The 16862-nt window shown below is 57.1% G+C and carries 13 protein-coding genes; 12 read left to right on the forward strand and 1 reads right to left on the reverse strand.

Annotated elements, in window-relative coordinates; all coding sequences use genetic code 11:
- The first annotated feature begins 121 nt into the window (after positions 1–121).
- The 11 genes from H7F31_RS05040 to H7F31_RS05090 are packed head-to-tail and all read left to right on the forward strand — an operon-like array spanning position 122 to position 10536.
- Complete coding sequence (locus tag H7F31_RS05040) at positions 122–487, forward strand: NADH-quinone oxidoreductase subunit A (RefSeq protein WP_087569483.1); 366 nt, start codon at positions 122–124, stop codon at positions 485–487.
- Positions 478–996 (forward strand): NuoB/complex I 20 kDa subunit family protein, encoded by a 519-nt coding sequence (locus tag H7F31_RS05045; RefSeq protein WP_087569482.1) that lies wholly within the window; start codon positions 478–480, stop codon positions 994–996. Before H7F31_RS05040 ends, H7F31_RS05045 begins: the two co-directional genes overlap by 10 nt.
- The gene (locus H7F31_RS05050) at positions 993–1907 is read left to right on the forward strand and encodes an NADH-quinone oxidoreductase subunit C (RefSeq protein ID WP_261800308.1); all 915 of its coding nucleotides are present in this window, start codon (positions 993–995) and stop codon (positions 1905–1907) included. Before H7F31_RS05045 ends, H7F31_RS05050 begins: the two co-directional genes overlap by 4 nt.
- An 8-nt stretch (positions 1908–1915) precedes the next feature.
- A complete protein-coding gene (locus H7F31_RS05055) occupies positions 1916–3016 on the forward strand; it encodes an NADH-quinone oxidoreductase subunit D (RefSeq protein WP_187103284.1) in 1101 nt (366 codons plus the stop codon).
- Positions 3016–4026: an NADH-quinone oxidoreductase subunit NuoH gene (gene nuoH, locus H7F31_RS05060; RefSeq protein WP_187103285.1), complete on the forward strand. Its 1011-nt coding sequence runs from the start codon at positions 3016–3018 to the stop codon at positions 4024–4026. The genes H7F31_RS05055 and nuoH overlap by 1 nt, the downstream gene beginning before the upstream one ends.
- A 17-nt stretch (positions 4027–4043) precedes the next feature.
- A complete protein-coding gene (nuoI, locus tag H7F31_RS05065) occupies positions 4044–4496 on the forward strand; it encodes an NADH-quinone oxidoreductase subunit NuoI (RefSeq protein ID WP_087569478.1) in 453 nt (150 codons plus the stop codon).
- Complete coding sequence (locus H7F31_RS05070; RefSeq protein WP_187103286.1) at positions 4497–5018, forward strand: NADH-quinone oxidoreductase subunit J; 522 nt, start codon at positions 4497–4499, stop codon at positions 5016–5018. It begins immediately after the preceding gene.
- A 4-nt stretch (positions 5019–5022) separates the two neighbouring features.
- Entirely contained in the window at positions 5023–5325 is a 303-nt protein-coding gene (gene nuoK, locus H7F31_RS05075) for an NADH-quinone oxidoreductase subunit NuoK (RefSeq protein ID WP_087569476.1), read from the forward strand.
- A 7-nt stretch (positions 5326–5332) separates the two neighbouring features.
- Positions 5333–7354, forward strand: a complete 2022-nt coding sequence (nuoL, locus tag H7F31_RS05080; RefSeq protein ID WP_187103287.1) for an NADH-quinone oxidoreductase subunit L — start codon at positions 5333–5335, stop codon at positions 7352–7354.
- Positions 7351–8979 carry a complex I subunit 4 family protein gene (locus H7F31_RS05085; RefSeq protein ID WP_261800309.1) on the forward strand — a complete coding sequence of 543 codons (1629 nt, stop codon included), beginning with the start codon at positions 7351–7353 and terminating at the stop codon, positions 8977–8979. Before nuoL ends, H7F31_RS05085 begins: the two co-directional genes overlap by 4 nt.
- A 3-nt stretch (positions 8980–8982) precedes the next feature.
- A complete protein-coding gene (locus tag H7F31_RS05090; RefSeq protein ID WP_187103288.1) occupies positions 8983–10536 on the forward strand; it encodes an NADH-quinone oxidoreductase subunit N in 1554 nt (517 codons plus the stop codon).
- Positions 10537–11326: 790 nt separating this feature from the next.
- Here H7F31_RS05090 and H7F31_RS05095 read toward each other — a convergent pair.
- The gene (locus H7F31_RS05095; RefSeq protein WP_187101017.1) at positions 11327–12538 is read right to left on the reverse strand and encodes an IS4 family transposase; all 1212 of its coding nucleotides are present in this window, start codon (positions 12536–12538) and stop codon (positions 11327–11329) included.
- An 807-nt stretch (positions 12539–13345) separates the two neighbouring features.
- Between H7F31_RS05095 and H7F31_RS05100 the strand changes: the two genes are divergently transcribed.
- Entirely contained in the window at positions 13346–16810 is a 3465-nt protein-coding gene (locus H7F31_RS05100; RefSeq protein WP_187103289.1) for a S8 family peptidase, read from the forward strand.
- The last annotated feature ends 52 nt before the right edge of the window (positions 16811–16862 follow it).

Consider the following 16862-nt stretch of genomic DNA (forward strand, 5'->3'; position numbering starts at 1 on the left):
TTTTGAACTCTCTTTCATAGACGGTCGTGGAAGCATTTGTTATAATTGTGAGGAAAAATGGGCGGCAACTTTCCTGGCAAGTCGAACAGATCCCATACCATCCTGTGACGGAGGCGATCCTGTGGAGAATTACGTCAATCACTATGTTGTCGTCGCGATCTTCGTCGTGCTGGGCATTCTGCTCCCCGTCGTCGCATTGCTGCTGGGCAGAGCGCTCCGGCCGCATAAGCCGACGGAGCCGAAGAGCTCCACGTACGAGAGCGGCAACGAACCCGTAGGCGAAGGTCAGGTTAGATTCAACATCCGGTATTATATGTTTGCGCTTATGTTTGTCATCTTTGATGTGGAAACCGTTTTCTTATATCCTTGGGCCGTTGCATACAATAAGCTCGGCCTTTTTGTTCTGATCGAAATGGTCATTTTCGCCGGCATGCTGCTCATTGGACTCCTATACGCATGGAAGAAGAGGGTGCTTAAATGGACTTGAGCCTGGAATCGATTAGTCTGGAAGAACGCAAGGAGCTGGAACGCAATGTATTCATGGGTACGCTGGAAAGCCTCAAGGCTTGGGCGCGCAGCAATTCGCTGTGGCCTATGACCTTCGGACTTGCCTGCTGCGCCATTGAAATGATGGGGACGGGAGCCTCTCATTACGATCTTGACCGATTCGGCGTCATGTTCCGCACGTCGCCGCGGCAGTCTGACGTCATGATCGTCTCGGGAACCGTGACCAAGAAGATGGGACCGCTGCTGCGCCGCCTGTACGACCAGATGCCGGAGCCCAAGTGGGTCATCGCGATGGGTTCCTGCGCGACCGCGGGAGGCCCCTACGTGAAGTCCTACGCCGTCATTAAGGGCGTGGACCAGATCGTCCCCGTCGACGTCTACATACCGGGCTGTCCGCCTAATCCGGCTGCGCTGATCTATGGCATCAACAAACTGCAGGAGAAAATTCGCTACGAAGCCAAAACCGGGAAGCAGGTGACCGGCCGATGAGCGAGGAGGAGGAGAAGAAGGAGCCCGGAGCACAGAGCCAGGTAAGCGAGGCCGACGTGACGGACGCGAAGATGGGAGCACAGGGCGAGGCAAGCGAGGCTGACGCGGCGGACGTGAAGATGGAAGCCCAGCCCGGCCAAGCTGGCGTGGAAACGGCGGGAGCCGAACCGACGTCGGAGCCAGCCGTCGATCCGGAGCGCGAAGCGAAGCTGAAGGCGGCCGCGGAAGCGCGCGCCGCAAGGGCGGCGGCCAAGGCGCAGGCGGAGGCAAGCGCGCCGCCCGAAGCCGCCGTCGATCCGGAGCGCGAGGCGAAGCTGAAGGCGGCCGCTGAGGCGCGCGCCGCAAGGGCGGCGGCCAAGGCGCAGGCGGAAGGCGGCACGTCCGCAGGAGGCGGGGAGGGCGATTCCCAGGCGGAGGTGCCCAAGCCGCCGTCGATCCGGCTGCCGGAGCTTGAGTTGCTGCAGGCAGTGGTGCGCAGAGAAGTGGCGGACGATGCGCTGGACGAGGCGTATCTAAACGAGCTGAACGACGACATGCCCACGCTTGTGATCAAGAGCGGGCATTGGCAGGCGGCGGCTCTGCTGCTCAAGGAGCATGACGAACTGCGCTTCGATTATTTGCGCAATGTTACCGGCGTCGATTACGAGACTCATCTGGAAGTGGTCTATCATCTGTTATCCCTGGCAAGCAAACGGGTCGTTGCCGTAAAGATCCGAACGGATCGGGAAGGAGCGTCGTTGCCTTCCGCAACGCCGGTATGGAGATCGGCGGAATGGAACGAACGCGAAATCTATGACCTGCTGGGTATCGACTTTCCCGGCCATCCCGACATGAGGCGCATTATGATGCCGGACGACTGGGTGGGGCATCCGCTTCGCAAAGACTACGAACCACTGGATTCGGAGGTGTAGCCGCTACCATGATCCGCACAGAGGAACTGCTGCTTAACGTTGGACCCCAGCATCCCAGCACGCACGGCGTCTTCCGGATCGTAGTCAAGCTGGATGGGGAAGTCATCACGGAAGCGACTCCGGTTATGGGTTATCTGCATAGAGGGACAGAGAAGCTCGCGGAAAATTTGAATTATACCCAGATTATTCCTTATACGGACCGAATGGATTACGTCTCGGCGATGACCAACAATTACGTCCTCGTCCATACCGTCGAGAAAATGATGGGTCTCGAGGTGCCGCTTCGCGCGGAATTTCTCCGCCTGATCGTCATGGAGCTGCAGCGGGTGGCCAGCCACCTCGTCTGGTGGGGCACCTACCTGCTCGACATCGGCGCGATGAGCCCGTTTCTGTACGCCTTCCGGGACCGCGAGATGATTATCAATCTGTTTAACGAGCTGTGCGGCGCGCGGCTTACCTACAACTATATGCGGGTAGGCGGCGTTAAGTGGGACGCTCCGCCCGGCTGGATGGATAAGGTCGAAGCCTTTATCCCCTATATGGAGAAGAAGCTCGAGGAGTATGACAAGCTGGTGTCGGGCAACGAAATCTTCCTGGCGCGCATCCGAGGCGTCGGTCGATATGACGCGGATACGGCCATCAGCTACGGCTTGTCCGGCGCCAACCTGCGCTGCACGGGCGTGAAATGGGATCTTCGCAAGGAGGAGCCGTACAGTCTGTACGACCGGTTCGAATTCGACGTGCCCGTCGGCACGAGCGGCGACTGCTACGACCGTTATCGCATCAGGCTGGAGGAGATTCGGCAAAGCCTCCGCATTCTAAAGCAGGCTGTCGCGCAATTTCCGAGGGATGGCGAGACGATGGGCAAGGTGCCAAGAGCCATTCGTCCGCCCGCAGGAGAAGCTTATGTGCGCATCGAGTCGCCGCGGGGCGAGATCGGCTGCCATATCGTATCCAAAGGCAAGGCCGAGCCGTACCGGCTCAAATTCAGACGACCCTCTTTCGTTAACCTGGGTATCCTGCCCAAGCTGCTCGTCGGAGAGACGATGACGAACCTCATTACGATTCTCGGCGGCATCGATATCGTGGTCGGGGAGGTGGATTGCTGATGGGGGCTTGGCTGAACGAAAGCATGACCTGGGGCAACGCGTTCGTGTTGTTCGTCTGGGCAGTCGTGTTTCTGCTCATTGTGCTTGGATTCGTCACGTATGCGATCTATTACGAGCGAAAAGTCATCGGCTGGATGCAGCTTCGCGTTGGACCCAACCGCGTTGGACCGCTGGGACTTCTGCAGACCGTCGCGGATATTCTAAAGCTGCTGATCAAGGAGGATACGATTCCCCGCAAAGCGGACCGGCTGCTCTTTATCCTGGCTCCCGCGCTCGCGTTCGTGCCGGCCTTCGCGGTGCTTGCGGTCATTCCGTATACGGAGAAGCTGTATTTTGCCGATCTCAACGTGGGGCTGCTCTATTACGTGGCGCTGTCCGGCATTACGACGCTGGGGATGGTGTTGGGCGGATGGGCTTCCAACAACAAATATGCGCTTCTGGGCGGCATGCGTTCGGCGGCGCAGATGATCAGCTACGAGGTGCCGCTTGTTATCTCCGTCGTCGGGGTCGTTCTGCTGAGCGGCAGCCTTAACCTGAGGGCGATCGTCGCCGCTCAGGGAGATTGGTTCTGGCAGTGGAATTTTCTGCCGCAGATTATCGGCTTCGTCGTCTTTTATATCGCGGCCGTATCGGAGCTAAACCGGACGCCGTTCGACCTGCCGGAGGCGGAATCGGAGCTTGTGGCCGGCTATCACGTCGAATACAGCGGCTTCCGCTTCGCGTTTTTTATGCTTGCCGAATACGTCTACGTCTATGCCATCGCGGCACTGACTACGGTTTTATTTTTGGGAGGATGGCATCCTCCGGCGCCGTTTCTTGATTTCGTGCCGGGTCTCGTCTGGTTCCTGCTCAAGTTCGTCGCCGTCGTCTTTTCGTTCTTCTGGATACGCGCCACCTTCCCGCGCGTGCGTATCGACCAATTGATGGGGCTGGGCTGGAAGGTGCTGCTGCCCGTCGCGCTGCTCAACGTGTTCCTGACGGCCCTGTACCTGGAGCTGTTCGTCAAATAACGATTGGAGGAATCGCCATGCTAAGCGGAATGCTGCAAGGCCTCGGCGTCACGCTGAAGTCGATGACGTCGCCCAAGGTCACGACATCCTATCCCGACGAGCCGATTCATATGCCGGACCGCTTCCGCGGCATCCAGCACTTCATCCCCGAGCTGTGCATCGTCTGCAACCAATGCGCCCGCATTTGCCCGACGGACTGCATTACGCTGACGGGCAAGCCGAACCCGGATCCCGAGAAGCGGGGCAAGGTCATCGATACTTTCGATATCAACTTCGAAATATGCATCCTGTGCGATCTATGTACGGAGGTGTGCCCAACGGAAGCCATCGTCATGACGAACCACTTCGAGCTGGCGACGTACAGCCGGGACGACTTGTACAAGGACGCCGAGTGGTTGACGGACAACAACACCCTCGTGCGTAAGGATAACAACAACATCGGGGCTCCGGCCAAAGGAGGCGCCAAATAATTGTTTAACGTGGAGGTTAACGGACCATTTGTCGCCTTCTTCGTCTTCGCCGCCATTATGATCGGAGGCGCCGTTCTGATGATCAGCCTGGAGAAGGTCGTCCATATGGTTGTATCCATGGCGGCCGTCTTCCTTGGCCTTGCGGGGATGTACGTGCTGCTGGACGCCGAATTCGCGGCATTTGTCCAGGTGCTGATCTACGCCGGCGCCGTGTCGATCCTGATGGTGTTCGGCATCATGATGACGAAACATAACGCGGAGAAGGAGCCCGTGCGCCCGCTGCACGAGACCTTGGCCGCCGTCGGGGCGCTCAGCCTGTTCGGACTGTTGTTCTACGCGATCCGCCAGACGGACATACCGGAGACGGGAGCAGCCGGGGCGCCCGGTGCGGTAACGGACAACACATTAGCGATCGGCGAGCTGCTCTACACGGGCTATATCGTGCCCTTCGAGCTGTTGTCCGTTCTGCTGACCGTGGCTTTTATCGGAGCCATCTCCCTGGCCAAGAAGGAGGCGGAATAACGATATGCTGCCATCTTACTTGACGCTTGCCGCAATTTTGTTCTGTATCGGCCTGTATGGCGCACTCGCCAAGCGCAACGCCATTATTGTCCTGTTATCGCTTGAGCTGATGCTGAACGCGGTCAATCTGAATTTGATCGCCTTTTCGAAGTATGGAGTCGTCCCGTCCTTGACGGGGCAGATTTTTTCGGTCTTTACGATTACGGTCGCCGCTGCGGAAGCCGCCGTTGCCGTAGCGGTGCTTATCGCGCTGTTCCGGGCGCGCGGCACCGTGGACGTCGAACATATGAATGCCATGAGGAGGTGAAGCGGGTATGGACTTCTATACGAAATCGGCCTGGGTCATTCCGCTCATCCCGCTTGCCGCGTTTCTGGCGCTCACGGCGCTAGGGCGGAATTACCGCAAGGCCGGCGTCATAATCGGTACATTCGCCGCGCTGGCGTCGTTCGCGATGTCCGTGCTGGTGCTGGTGGAACGGTTCGGGCAGGATGCGGTCGACTACAACTATAGCTTCGACTGGATCCGAATCAGCGGCTATACCCTCGAGATCGGCTTCGAGGTGACCAATCTGACGGCGCTGATGCTTATCGTCGTTACCTTCGTCGCTTTGCTGGTCAACGTGTATTCGGCCGGCTATATGAAAAATGACGAACGAATTACCGTCTTCTACGGTTACATATCCCTGTTTACCTTCTCCATGCTGGGGCTGGTGCTGTCGGACAATATGCTCTCCCTATACATCTTCTGGGAGCTCGTCGGCGTATGCTCCTTCCTGTTAGTAGGCTTCTGGTATACGAAACCGGCCGCCAGGGCGGCTGCCAAAAAAGCTTTCATCGTGACAAGAATCGGCGATGCCGCGCTCTTGATCGGCATTCTGCTCCTGTTCTGGTACATGCCGGATCACGCGCTTGGCTTTACGATGATAGAAAGCGTCTTCGAGGGGCAAGGAGGCATTATCGCCACCGGCATTACGACCGTTATCGCGCTGCTCATCTTCCTCGGCGCGGTGGGCAAGTCGGGACAATTCCCGCTGCATGTCTGGCTGCCGGACGCGATGGAGGGACCTACGCCGATCAGCGCGCTTATTCATGCCGCGACAATGGTGGCCGCCGGCGTCTACCTGTTGGCGCGTACGTTTCCCATTTTGGAGGCTTCCCTGTTCGCGAGCGATGTCGTCGCTTACGTCGGGGGCTTTACGGCATTGTTCGCCGCAACGATCGCTCTTGCGCAAAACGATCTCAAGCGCGTATTAGCCTATTCTACGATCAGCCAGCTTGGTTACATGTTTATGGCGATCGGGCTTGGCTCCTGGACGGGCGGCATCTTCCATCTCTTTACGCATGCCTTCTTCAAAGCATTATTGTTCCTCGCCGCAGGCAGCGTTATCCATGCCGTCCATACGCAGAACATCCAGGAGATGGGCGGGCTGCACGCCCGCATGCGCGTAACGACGGCTACCTTCGCTGTCGGGGCGCTTGCGCTGGCAGGCATTCCTCCGCTGGCGGGCTTCTGGTCGAAGGACGCCATAATGGCGGTCGCGCTGGAGCAGAACCTCTTTCTCTTTGCGGTCGGTCTCGCGGCGGCGTTGTGTACGGCCCTGTACATGACAAGAGTGTTCGTGCTCGTTTTCTTGGGCGATTCGAAGGCGGGCGAGAAAGGAATCCAGGGAGGCGCAAAAGCGCTTGAAGCGGGCTTTGACGGGGCAGCGGCCAAGACGGAAGGCCGCTCGGACGCAACGGAAGGGCAGCGCGATGCGGCATGGTCGAGAACGGCAAGCGGGATCGCGCGCAGTTCCGATGCCGTCGCAAAGGCGAAGGAGTCGCCTCGTACGATGACCTTGCCGCTTGTCGTGCTTGCGCTCGCGGCTATCGTCGCCGGTTTCATCGAGACGCCGTGGAACGGCTGGCTTGGCGGCTGGCTGTCCGGCGAAGAAGCGGTTTCGCATGTGAGCTGGGCTGCTATCATAGGGTCAATCGCCGTGGCAGCAGCTGGCATATATCTAGGGTGGCGATTCTACGGATCAGACCGGACTCGTCCCGCCGTCGTCAAGGAAGCCGCGCCTTGGCTCGTCCGACTGCTGGAGCGCAAATATTACGTAGACGAGGCTTACGAGTTCGTCTTCGTAAGAGGGCTTCGAGCTCTCGGCACCTTGCTGGGCGCCTTCGACACCTACATCATTGGCGGCCTTGTTAAGCTGGCGGGCTCGGCAGCCGGCATATCCGGCAAGATGGCTCTAAGGCTGCAGAACGGCAGCATCGGGACCTACAGTCTGGCCGCCGTCATCGGCATGGTCGTGCTTGCAGCCGCGATCATCGGAAGGAGGCTGTTGTCATGAGCATTCTCTCCGACATTCCGGTATTGTCGATTCTGCTGCTGCTGCCAGTGCTTGGACTGCTTGTTCTGTTGCTGATCCCCAAGAATCGTCATCGCGCCATCACCGCCGTTGCCGTCGTCGCGACGCTGCTTCCTATCGTGTTGTCGCTGTGGCTGTACACCGACTTCGACAAGCAGCAAGGGGGAGCGACTTACCGCGAAGACGCGGTCTGGCTGGAAGTGCCCGTTAATCATGATTGGACACAGGAAGCCGACATCATCTTCTCCTTCGACTATTCGCTTGGCATCGACGGTTTGTCCCTGCCGCTCTTGCTGCTGACGACGGTCGTAACGGCGATGGCGGCGCTGGCGGCCATCCACGTCAAGAAGCGGCGCAAGGCGTTTTACGCCTGGTTCCTGCTGCTGGAAGCGGGTATGCTGGGCGTGTTTATGGCTCGCGATTTGTTTCTGTTTTTTATCTTTTTCGAAATTACGCTGGTCGCGGCTTACTTCCTGATCGGCATCTGGGGGTATTACAACCGGGAGAGGACGGCCAATCAATTCCTGATCTATAACGGAATAGGTTCCGCGCTCATGCTGATCGCCTTCGTCCTGCTCGTTAATACGGCAGGCTTCCGAATGGAGGAAACGGCCCGCGGCTTGGAGATGATCTACAGCGGAAGCTATGCCGATATTTTACGTAATCTGGCCGATCCCAATGCTTGGGTGAATCTTCCTGGCGCAGCGGCAGGCGGAACCAATCCGTTCGAGATGAGCGGCGGCATGGCGTGGACGATCTTTGTTCTGCTGCTGATCGGTTTCGGCATCAAGCTGCCGATATTCCCGTTCCATACCTGGATGCTGAAGGTGCATGCGGAAGCTCCTCCGGCCGTTGTCATGATCCACTCCGGCATCCTGCTGAAGATGGGGGCGTACGGCTTCATCCGTTTCGGCTTGCTGCTCTTTCCCGAGCAGGCGCGCGAATGGGCGGTGGCGCTTGCGACGCTTGGTCTCATCAACTTGCTGTACGGCGCCGTGCTGGCGTTCCGACAGACGGAATTTAAGCTGGTGCTCGCTTATTCGTCTATCAGCCATATGGGCATCGTGCTGCTGGGACTTGCGGCTTTTAATGAAATCGGGCTGCAAGGGGCGATTGTCCAGTTGGTGTCGCATGGCTTCATCTCCGCAATGCTATTTCTGATCGTCGGCAGCTTGTACGAGCGGACGGGAACGACGGAGCTTCCCGCGCTTGGCGGCTTGGCGAGATCCATGCCGTTTATGAGCGGAATGCTGCTCGCCGCGGGACTCGCATCGTTAGGCTTGCCGGGGCTCTCCGGCTTCGTCGGCGAGCTGCTGTCGCTGCTGGGTCTGTTCGAAACCATGCGCTGGGTGACGGCTGCCGCGGTGCTTGGCATTATTTTGACGGCGGCTTATATGCTGCGAAGCGTGCTTGGCATTACGTTCGGCGAGAGGCGGGAGGAGCATGCGGCGCTTAGGGATGCAAGGTTCGTCGAGGCGCTGCCCATGATCGTGCTGCTGGCGTTTATTGTGCTGTTGGGCTGCTACCCTTCCGTACTGACTGATACGGTGGGAGTCAGCGTCGAAGGGTTTATGGATCAATTATTCGCAACCAGGTCAGGGGGTTAGGTCATGCCGGACAATACGGGATTTTTGCCTCTTACTTGGCCCGACATGCTGCTCATGGCTCCTGAATTGCTTCTGGGCGTCTGCTTTATCGCATTGGTCGTGCTGGACTTATTTCTCCCTAGAAGGATAAGCCGCTCCTGGATTGGCGGTTTGTCGCTGGCAAGTTTGCTTGGCGCTGCCCTGCTTGTGTGGCTACGCATGAACGAAATGAACGATGGAGCAGGGGACGCGGAGGTGCTCTCGCTCCTCGGGGACAGCTATCGGATCGACGACTTCGGGAGTTTGATGAAGCTGATCTTCCTTCTCGGCACGGCGCTCGTCGTCTTGCTGGGACTAGGGACGGCCTCGCGCGACGACGCCATTACGGATAAAGGCGAATATTATTACCTCCTGCTGCCGGCCGCGATCGGCGCCATGGCGATGGCTTCTTCCGCCAATCTGGTGACGCTGTACATCGGCCTGGAGCTGATGAGCATGACCAGCTACGTATTGGTCGCGATGCGTCGCAAGAATGATCGATCCGCGGAAGCGGCGTTTAAGTACGTCGTGACGGGGAGCATTTCGTCGGCGTTCATTTTGTTCGGCATGTCGTATTTGTACGGGGTCACCGGCTCGGTGCAGCTCGGCGAAATTGGCCAGGCCTTGCCTATGGCGGTGGAAAATTACGAAGCGTTCGTCTACGTCGGCTTCGGCATGATGCTGGCGGGCTTCGGCGTAAAGGTCGCCGCCGCTCCGTTCCATGCCTGGTCGCTAGACGTCTATCAGGGCGCTCCTACGCCGGTTGCCGCTTTTCTCGCGGTGGTATCCAAGGGAGCGACGCTTGCCGTCGTGTTGCGTATTTTGTACTCAACGGGATTGTTTGTCGCGATCGACGCATCAGGCAAGGGAGTCGGCGACGATATGTTCTTCGCGGTGCTGCTGGTTGCAGCTATCGCAATGCTCGTAGGTACGCTCGCCGCGCTGCGGCAATTGAACGTGAAGCGGCTGCTGGCGCTGTCCGGCGTCGCGAACGCGGGTTACTTGCTCGTCCCGATCGGGCTGTCCATTACGATGGTACATAGCAACAACGTGACGGAGCTTATCTTCTATCTCGCGGCTTATCTGCTGATGACGATCGGCGCATTCGCCGTATTGACGGTTGTAAGTCGCGCGGTCGGCCATGACGAGCTGAAGGGATTCGCGGGCATGTATTATCGGGCTCCGTGGACGGCGGCGGCCATGGTTATCTTTCTGCTGTCGCTGGCGGGACTGCCGATCTCGGGAGGGTTCTTCGGCAAGCTGTTCATTCTGTTGGGGGCGGCGAACGCCAAAGCCTACTGGATCGTGGCGGCGATGGTGCTAAGCAGCGTAATCTCGTATTACTTCTACTTCGGTTTTATTCGTCAGATGTTCATGCGGGGCGGTTCCGAAGAGCGGATCACGATTCCGCCGGCAATCGGCATCGTAATCTGGTTCTGCGCGGCCGGTACGCTGATCCTCGGCGTTTATCCGGGATTGCTGGTGGAGGGGATCGACGCCGTGTTTTCGTTCCAGGGAGATTTGATGAACGTAGAATAGTGCTAGATTTGGGCAGGTTGGGAAGAGAGCAGGAAGAGAAAAACGGAAGAGAACAGGAACAGAAACGGAAGAGAACAGGAAGTAGGAAGAGCACGGGAAAACGGAAGCTGGAAGAGAAAGGGAAGACAACAAGAATAGAACGGGAATATGGTGGGGGGCCCTCGTGGCGGAGTCGTTATGCATGTCATAATGACTTTGCGAAGCGGGGGCTTTGTTGTTGTTGGCGCGGAATGTTCGTTGTAGCCCCGGAATTTGCGGGTTGCAGTGCGAGTGGGAGTTTGGAGGAGCTGTAAGCCGATTTTTTCGGATTGCAGGGTGCGAGAGGGAGTTTTTCGAGGTCTAAGTCGATGAGGCCGACCTAACTGCCACGCAAGGCTCGGTTTTCGAGTTTTAAGTCGATGCCGCCGACCTAACTGCCAGGCAACGCTCGGATTTTGAGGTTTAAGTCGATGAGGCCGACCTAACTGCCTCGCAAGGCTCGGTTTTCGAGTTTTAAGTCGATGAGGCCGACCTAACTGCCTCGCGACGCTCGGATTTTGAGGTTTAAGTCGATGAGGCCGACCTAACTGCCCCGCGACGTTCGGATTTTGAGGTTTAAGTCGATGAGGCCGACCTAACTGTCCCGGTAACGTCGGATTTTGAGGTTTAAGTCGATGAGACCCACTAGCGTTGCATTAATGCTTCCACACTCACGTTGTAACACTACAACGTGCTGATTTTCACAAAGTTTTATGTTACCTGCAATTAAAAGACAGCTCCACCTAAGCGTAGGCTACCTTTCCAAAAAAAATTACCTATTTCTTTTCTTTGGCTGTTGTACTCGCACACCAGGCGTTTCCGTGGCTTCTCGCAGCTTAGGTGGACCCGTCTTTCGTTTGGTTACCTTACAGGCTTTTGGGATTCTGTGTACTTCTGTCAGAAAGGCCGACCACCTCTTCGTCGCATACAAGCGAATGAGTCGGAGAATATCCCATGTTGAATGCGTCGTATGGAGCTCACGTTTAACCAGATACGATAATCCGTATCCGACCAATGCTAGATAAATATGATTCCACACCGCATCCGGTTGATAGCTGTAGAGTTTGGCGAACTTCAGATGCTGCTTCAGCCATTTAAAGAACAGTTCAATTAGCCAGCGATTGCGATAGACGTCCATCAGTTCTTCTGCAGGTAGGTCATGTCTGGTTGTTGCGATCCGATAAAACCGGCCTTGATCATCGTAGAACTCAATGAGGCGTAGTGGTGTTCTCATTTTAGTTTTAGGCTGGTTACCGAGGATAACCACGGCATCGCGAACGATGGTAGAGCGTTCACCCGTGGACGGTCTTTCGCTTTGAACCTCGGCGTAGTGATGATTCGCAAGCCGAATGACGAAATCGATTTTGTTCGTCACCCATTTCTCCATCCTGACATAACAAACGTAACCGCGATCCATGACATAAAGCACGTTGGGATCGACCACAACAAGATCATCCGACCCTGAAAAGTCGCTTATGTTGCCCGTGGAGGGCACGATATGGTCAGGATACGCGGTATGCTCATCGATAAACACCAAGCGAGTATGAACCTTTACACTGTTTTGTTTCTCCGTCACATACGCCCAATCGCCTAAGACAGGCGGCATGCGAAGGCTTGTGGAATCGACGATAGCCAACACGGGCTTCTTTCCCTTTAAAGAAGGTTTGATCGGCTTTCGAAGGGCATGCACCACGGCAGCAAACAAAGCTTGTGTAATCTCGACGGGCAGGCTATTCATGCGACGTGAAAGCTGAGACTTGCTGATGCTTTTCACTTGAAACTCAGCCTGAAACCCTTCATCCGAGCGAATAGCGCTTTCTATGGTACGAAGGGAGTCCCAGTTCAGCAATTGCCCGGTGATAAAAAGTTTGAGCAGCTGAACCGTTTTGAACTGTTTCCGGTAATCCAGAAAAGGGGCAACAAAATCTTGCAAAGGTAAAAGAGAAAGGCATTGACGAACGACCTGTTTATCCGATACACTCATTACGGCTACTCCTTTGTATTGGGTGTATGGATCGGTATCCTACCTCATTACAATGGAGTTTTTTTCATGCTTTGTCCATGAAAAAGGAACACAAAATTACAAAATTAGTTACTTTTAGAAAATTTATTTGCAGTGTAAGCTTTGATGCAACGCTAGTGGATGAGACCGACCTAACTGCCCTGTAACGCTCGGATTTCGAGTTTTAAGTCGATTTCGCCGACCTAACTGCCCCGCGATGCTCGGATTTCGAGTTTTAAGTCGATGAGGCCGACCTAACTGCCCCGCGACGTTCGGATTTTGGGGTATAAGTCGATGCCGCAGACCTGCCGCGCCTCCGCCACCCATTTCGATGGATCACAGTTGGGGCATTAACCCGAGTTTGTGTGAGATGCAGTCTGAGTGTGAGAGTAACTATTGGCGGATGGGGCTCATGCGAAAGGGGCGTAAGAGAGTGGCTAAATGTGATTCTTCTGCTGTGTGTGGGCAGGGACTCCGAAGGGAATTCACCTTTCATGGAGGCGAGAGAACTGGGGCAATGCAGGTCGGTCGACGGAGTTAAAAAAATAAGTGGCGACGGACCGAAACTTCAAGGCTTGTACGAAGGTATAAAGGAGGAGAGTGATTCAGCAGGTTGGCAATGTAGGTCTTTTCGGCTGTTTCCTTTTTTGGTGCTACTAAAAGAAGGGGTTACGTATGGAGGAGTCGAATGACTACTTAAAGTGCGTGTTCAAAAAGCCTGGTTTTTCAGTGCCTAGAAGGTTGGACTTTTTGAACAATCTCTTAAATACGTAAAAAGGCAGAATTTTAATGATTACAATACGCAATTGGTTCCCACATAGACAATCACAATCGGACGCCGCGCAGCCGCGCCTCGAGCGCCTCACCCCAACGGGAGGCGCTCATCGTCTTGCTCTCGCAGCGCGAGGCGGCTTGCGCCGCGCGCTGCTCGCCCTGCTGCTCGGGAGCGTCGCTCTCGGGGGGCTGGCCGTCGCCGGCCCAGTCCCCGCCCTGTCGCTCGCTCCCGGCAGCGAAGCGCCTGCCGCCGCGCATGCGGCAGGCGCAGCCTCTACGGAGCAGCCGCAGAGCTGGCTGCTCCGCTGGACCGACCCCGCGCAGGCGCATGAGCTGCGCGGGACAGAGGTGCTCCGCCGCCAGCCGGACGCGGCGGTGGAAGTGGTGCGTCCCGCCGACGACAGCGGCGAGGACGTAGAGACCTGGCTGCGCCGTCTGCGCGGCGAGCCCGGGGTCGCCTATGTGCACCCTAATGGCATGGTGCACGTGCTCTCCGGCGCCGGGGCAGACAGCGGGGCCGCCAATGCGGCCGGCACAGAGGGCGAAGCTGTGTCGGTCAGATTTGGCGACGCAGGTACTCGTGATTCGAAGTACGGATTGGCAGCAGTGTCCAAAGCCTCGCCATTGAATCCATCTGCCGGCCTTGACGACGTACAGATTGCTCCGTCAAGCAAGTCCGGATCGTTGGATGCCAAGAGCGAGCCGTTCAATCGCGCAACGTCGCCATCGAATCCATCTGCCGACCTTGACGACGTACAGATTGCTCCGTCAAGCAAGTCCGGATCGTTGGATGCCAAGAGCGAGCCGATCAATCGCGCAACGTCACCATCGAATCCATCTGCCGATCCTGACAACATGCAGACTGATCCCGCATCATCGCCATCCGACACCCAGAGCGAGCAGGAGGATCCAACGGCTTTGCCATCCGATGCGCCGAGCCAGTCTCCAGCCGCAGACTCTCCGACCGGGGCGCCGGAAGCGGGACTGGCCGCTGCGAAGCAGCAAGCCGTGAAGGCGAACGATCCGGAGCTAGCGAAGCAGACGCATCTGGGTTTGATTGGCGCCGCCGAGGCGTGGAAGACGGTGAACGGCAATACCGGCATTACGATCGCGCTGGTCGATACCGGCGTGGATCTTGACCATCCCGATCTGAAGGATAATCTGGTGACCGGCGTCAATCTCGTAGAACGGGGCAAGCCGCCGGAGGATGACAACGGTCATGGCACCAGCGTGGCGGGCGTGCTTGCCGCAGCGGGCAATAATGGAGTTGGCGTGGCCGGCGTGATGTGGAATGCCAAACTTATGCCAATTAAGGCGCTTGACCAATGGGGCGACGGCACGGAGGAGGATCTGGGTGAGGCTATCTTGTATGCCATGAAGAACGGCGCCAAGATCGTTGTGCTGTCCGTTGGCCTGCACCGCGAGTCGCCATATATGCAGGACATCGTCAATCAAGCCGAGAAACAAGGGGTGCTGCTGGTCGCTGCCGCGGGCAACGACGGTCTATCCCTAGGCTCCAAGGCGGCGGTGAAATACCCCGCTGCTTATCCGACCGTGCTTGCCGTGGGCGGAGCGCGCGCCGACCGCACGGCCGACGCGCGCTCCAATCCCGGCTACGAGCTGGATATTATGGCTCCGTGGCATGTGTACACGACGGCCGTCGGAGGCGGGTACAAAAAGGAAGAGGGCACGTCGATGGCGGCGCCTCAGGCGGCGGCCGTTGCTGCTCTCGTCATGGAGCGAAACCCTTCTTTTAAACCGTATCAAGTAAGAGAACTGCTTCGTCAGACGGCGAGAGACATGGGGCCGGCGGGCTTCGATTCGACGTCGGGCTACGGTCTGCTGCAAGCGGATCGCGCCGTTCTTGGCACGTTGTCCAAGGATGCGCACGAGCCGAACAATTCCAGCGGGACGGCATCGACGCTGCCCCTGCGAGCGAATCTGAACGCCGAGCTGTCGTCTGCCAAGGACGAGGATTGGTACATGGTCGATATTCCTTATGACGGTAAGCTGACGATCGGGTACGAGGGACGCGTTGCGGCTGGCAGCCCGACGCCTACGGTCCGCTTTGGTTATTACGAGGGCGGAAAGCTCGTGCGCGAGGAAGATACAAAGCTTGCCGGTAAATCGATTGAATTCGCCGTAAACAAAGGGTCGGGACGAATCAAGGTGCAATTCAGCAATCCTGCCCAGACTCAGGCGCTGTCGTATGCTTTAACGACCTCTTTCGCCATTCGCGAGGATGCTTACGAACCCAATGACCGTATAGGGGACGCCTACGCGCTGCAGCCGCGTTCGCAGACGGTGAGCGGCAATTTTCACAAGCAGGCGGACAGGGATTGGTACGTTGTCGATTTCAAGCAGAACGGCCAGCTCAAGCTGTCCCTGAGCACGAATACCGCAAGGATCGATCCCGGCATCTCCGTGCAACGGGAAGGCCAGACGTTAATCATCTACGACGACCATGGAGAAGGCGCTTCCGAACAAACGCCAGTCATATCCGTCACCGCGGGCAAATATTATATTCGTGTTCACAATGCGATCTCTCTGGATGCAAGTCCAGTCGCAGGTACATATTCGTTGACCATGGATTTCCAGCCGGCGCTGGTTGACCCGGGCGAGCCGAACGACAAGTCCTACGAGGCTTTGTTAATGAAATCGGGCACCGAATACGTAGGGGTAATCGATAAGTCCGGCGATACGGACTGGTTCCAATTCCGGCTGAGCAGCGACAGCGCAGCAGGACTGACCGTGACAGGCGTGCCGCAGGGCGCCACGCTGAAGCTGGAGATCTTCGACAAGCGCATGAAGCTGTCAGGATCGGGGACGACTGATGCGGCTGGCAACTTGAAAACGAAGGACCAGGTGCTGGAGGCAGGCGTCTATTACGTCAAAATTACGGCGGACCGCGTGTTTCAGAACAATTATTACCGTGTAAAGCTAAGCATAGATGAGCTTGTCGCAGGCTTCCGGGATATATCCGGCCACTGGGCGAAGGATGCCATCGTCAGCTTAAAGGGCAAAGGTATCGTAAACGGCTCGGCGCCTTACCGATTCGAGCCGGACCGTTCCGTAACCCGGGCGGAAGCCGTGACGATGATCATCAAAGCCTATAAGCCGCTTGTTGCGGCGCCGTCTACGGGAATGTTCAAGGATGTTGGATCGCACTGGGCCCAAGATTCCATTGCAAAGGCCGTCGCCAAAGGCTGGGTGAAAGGATATCCGGACGGTACCTTCAAGCCGGATGAGCCGATTACGCGAGCGGAGATGGCCATCATTATCGGCAACGCCGAGGGTTTAAAACCGAGAATACAGACGACGAGACCGTTCAATGATGTCGCGTTGTATGATTGGTACACTCCCATGCTGAGCGCCATGAAGCAGGACGGCAAGCTTAGCGGCGTGGAAGCGAATCTGTTCAAGCCGAACGACACGGCAAGCCGCGCCGCATTCGCGACGTTGCTGTACCGATATGTATAATGCCGTGTCTGCCCTTAGGGGATATGACGGATGAGGAGGACGGTTGGCCAAG

It is taken from the genome of Paenibacillus sp. PAMC21692 (assembly GCF_014303795.1).
Taxonomy (GTDB): domain Bacteria; phylum Bacillota; class Bacilli; order Paenibacillales; family Paenibacillaceae; genus Pristimantibacillus; species Pristimantibacillus agaridevorans.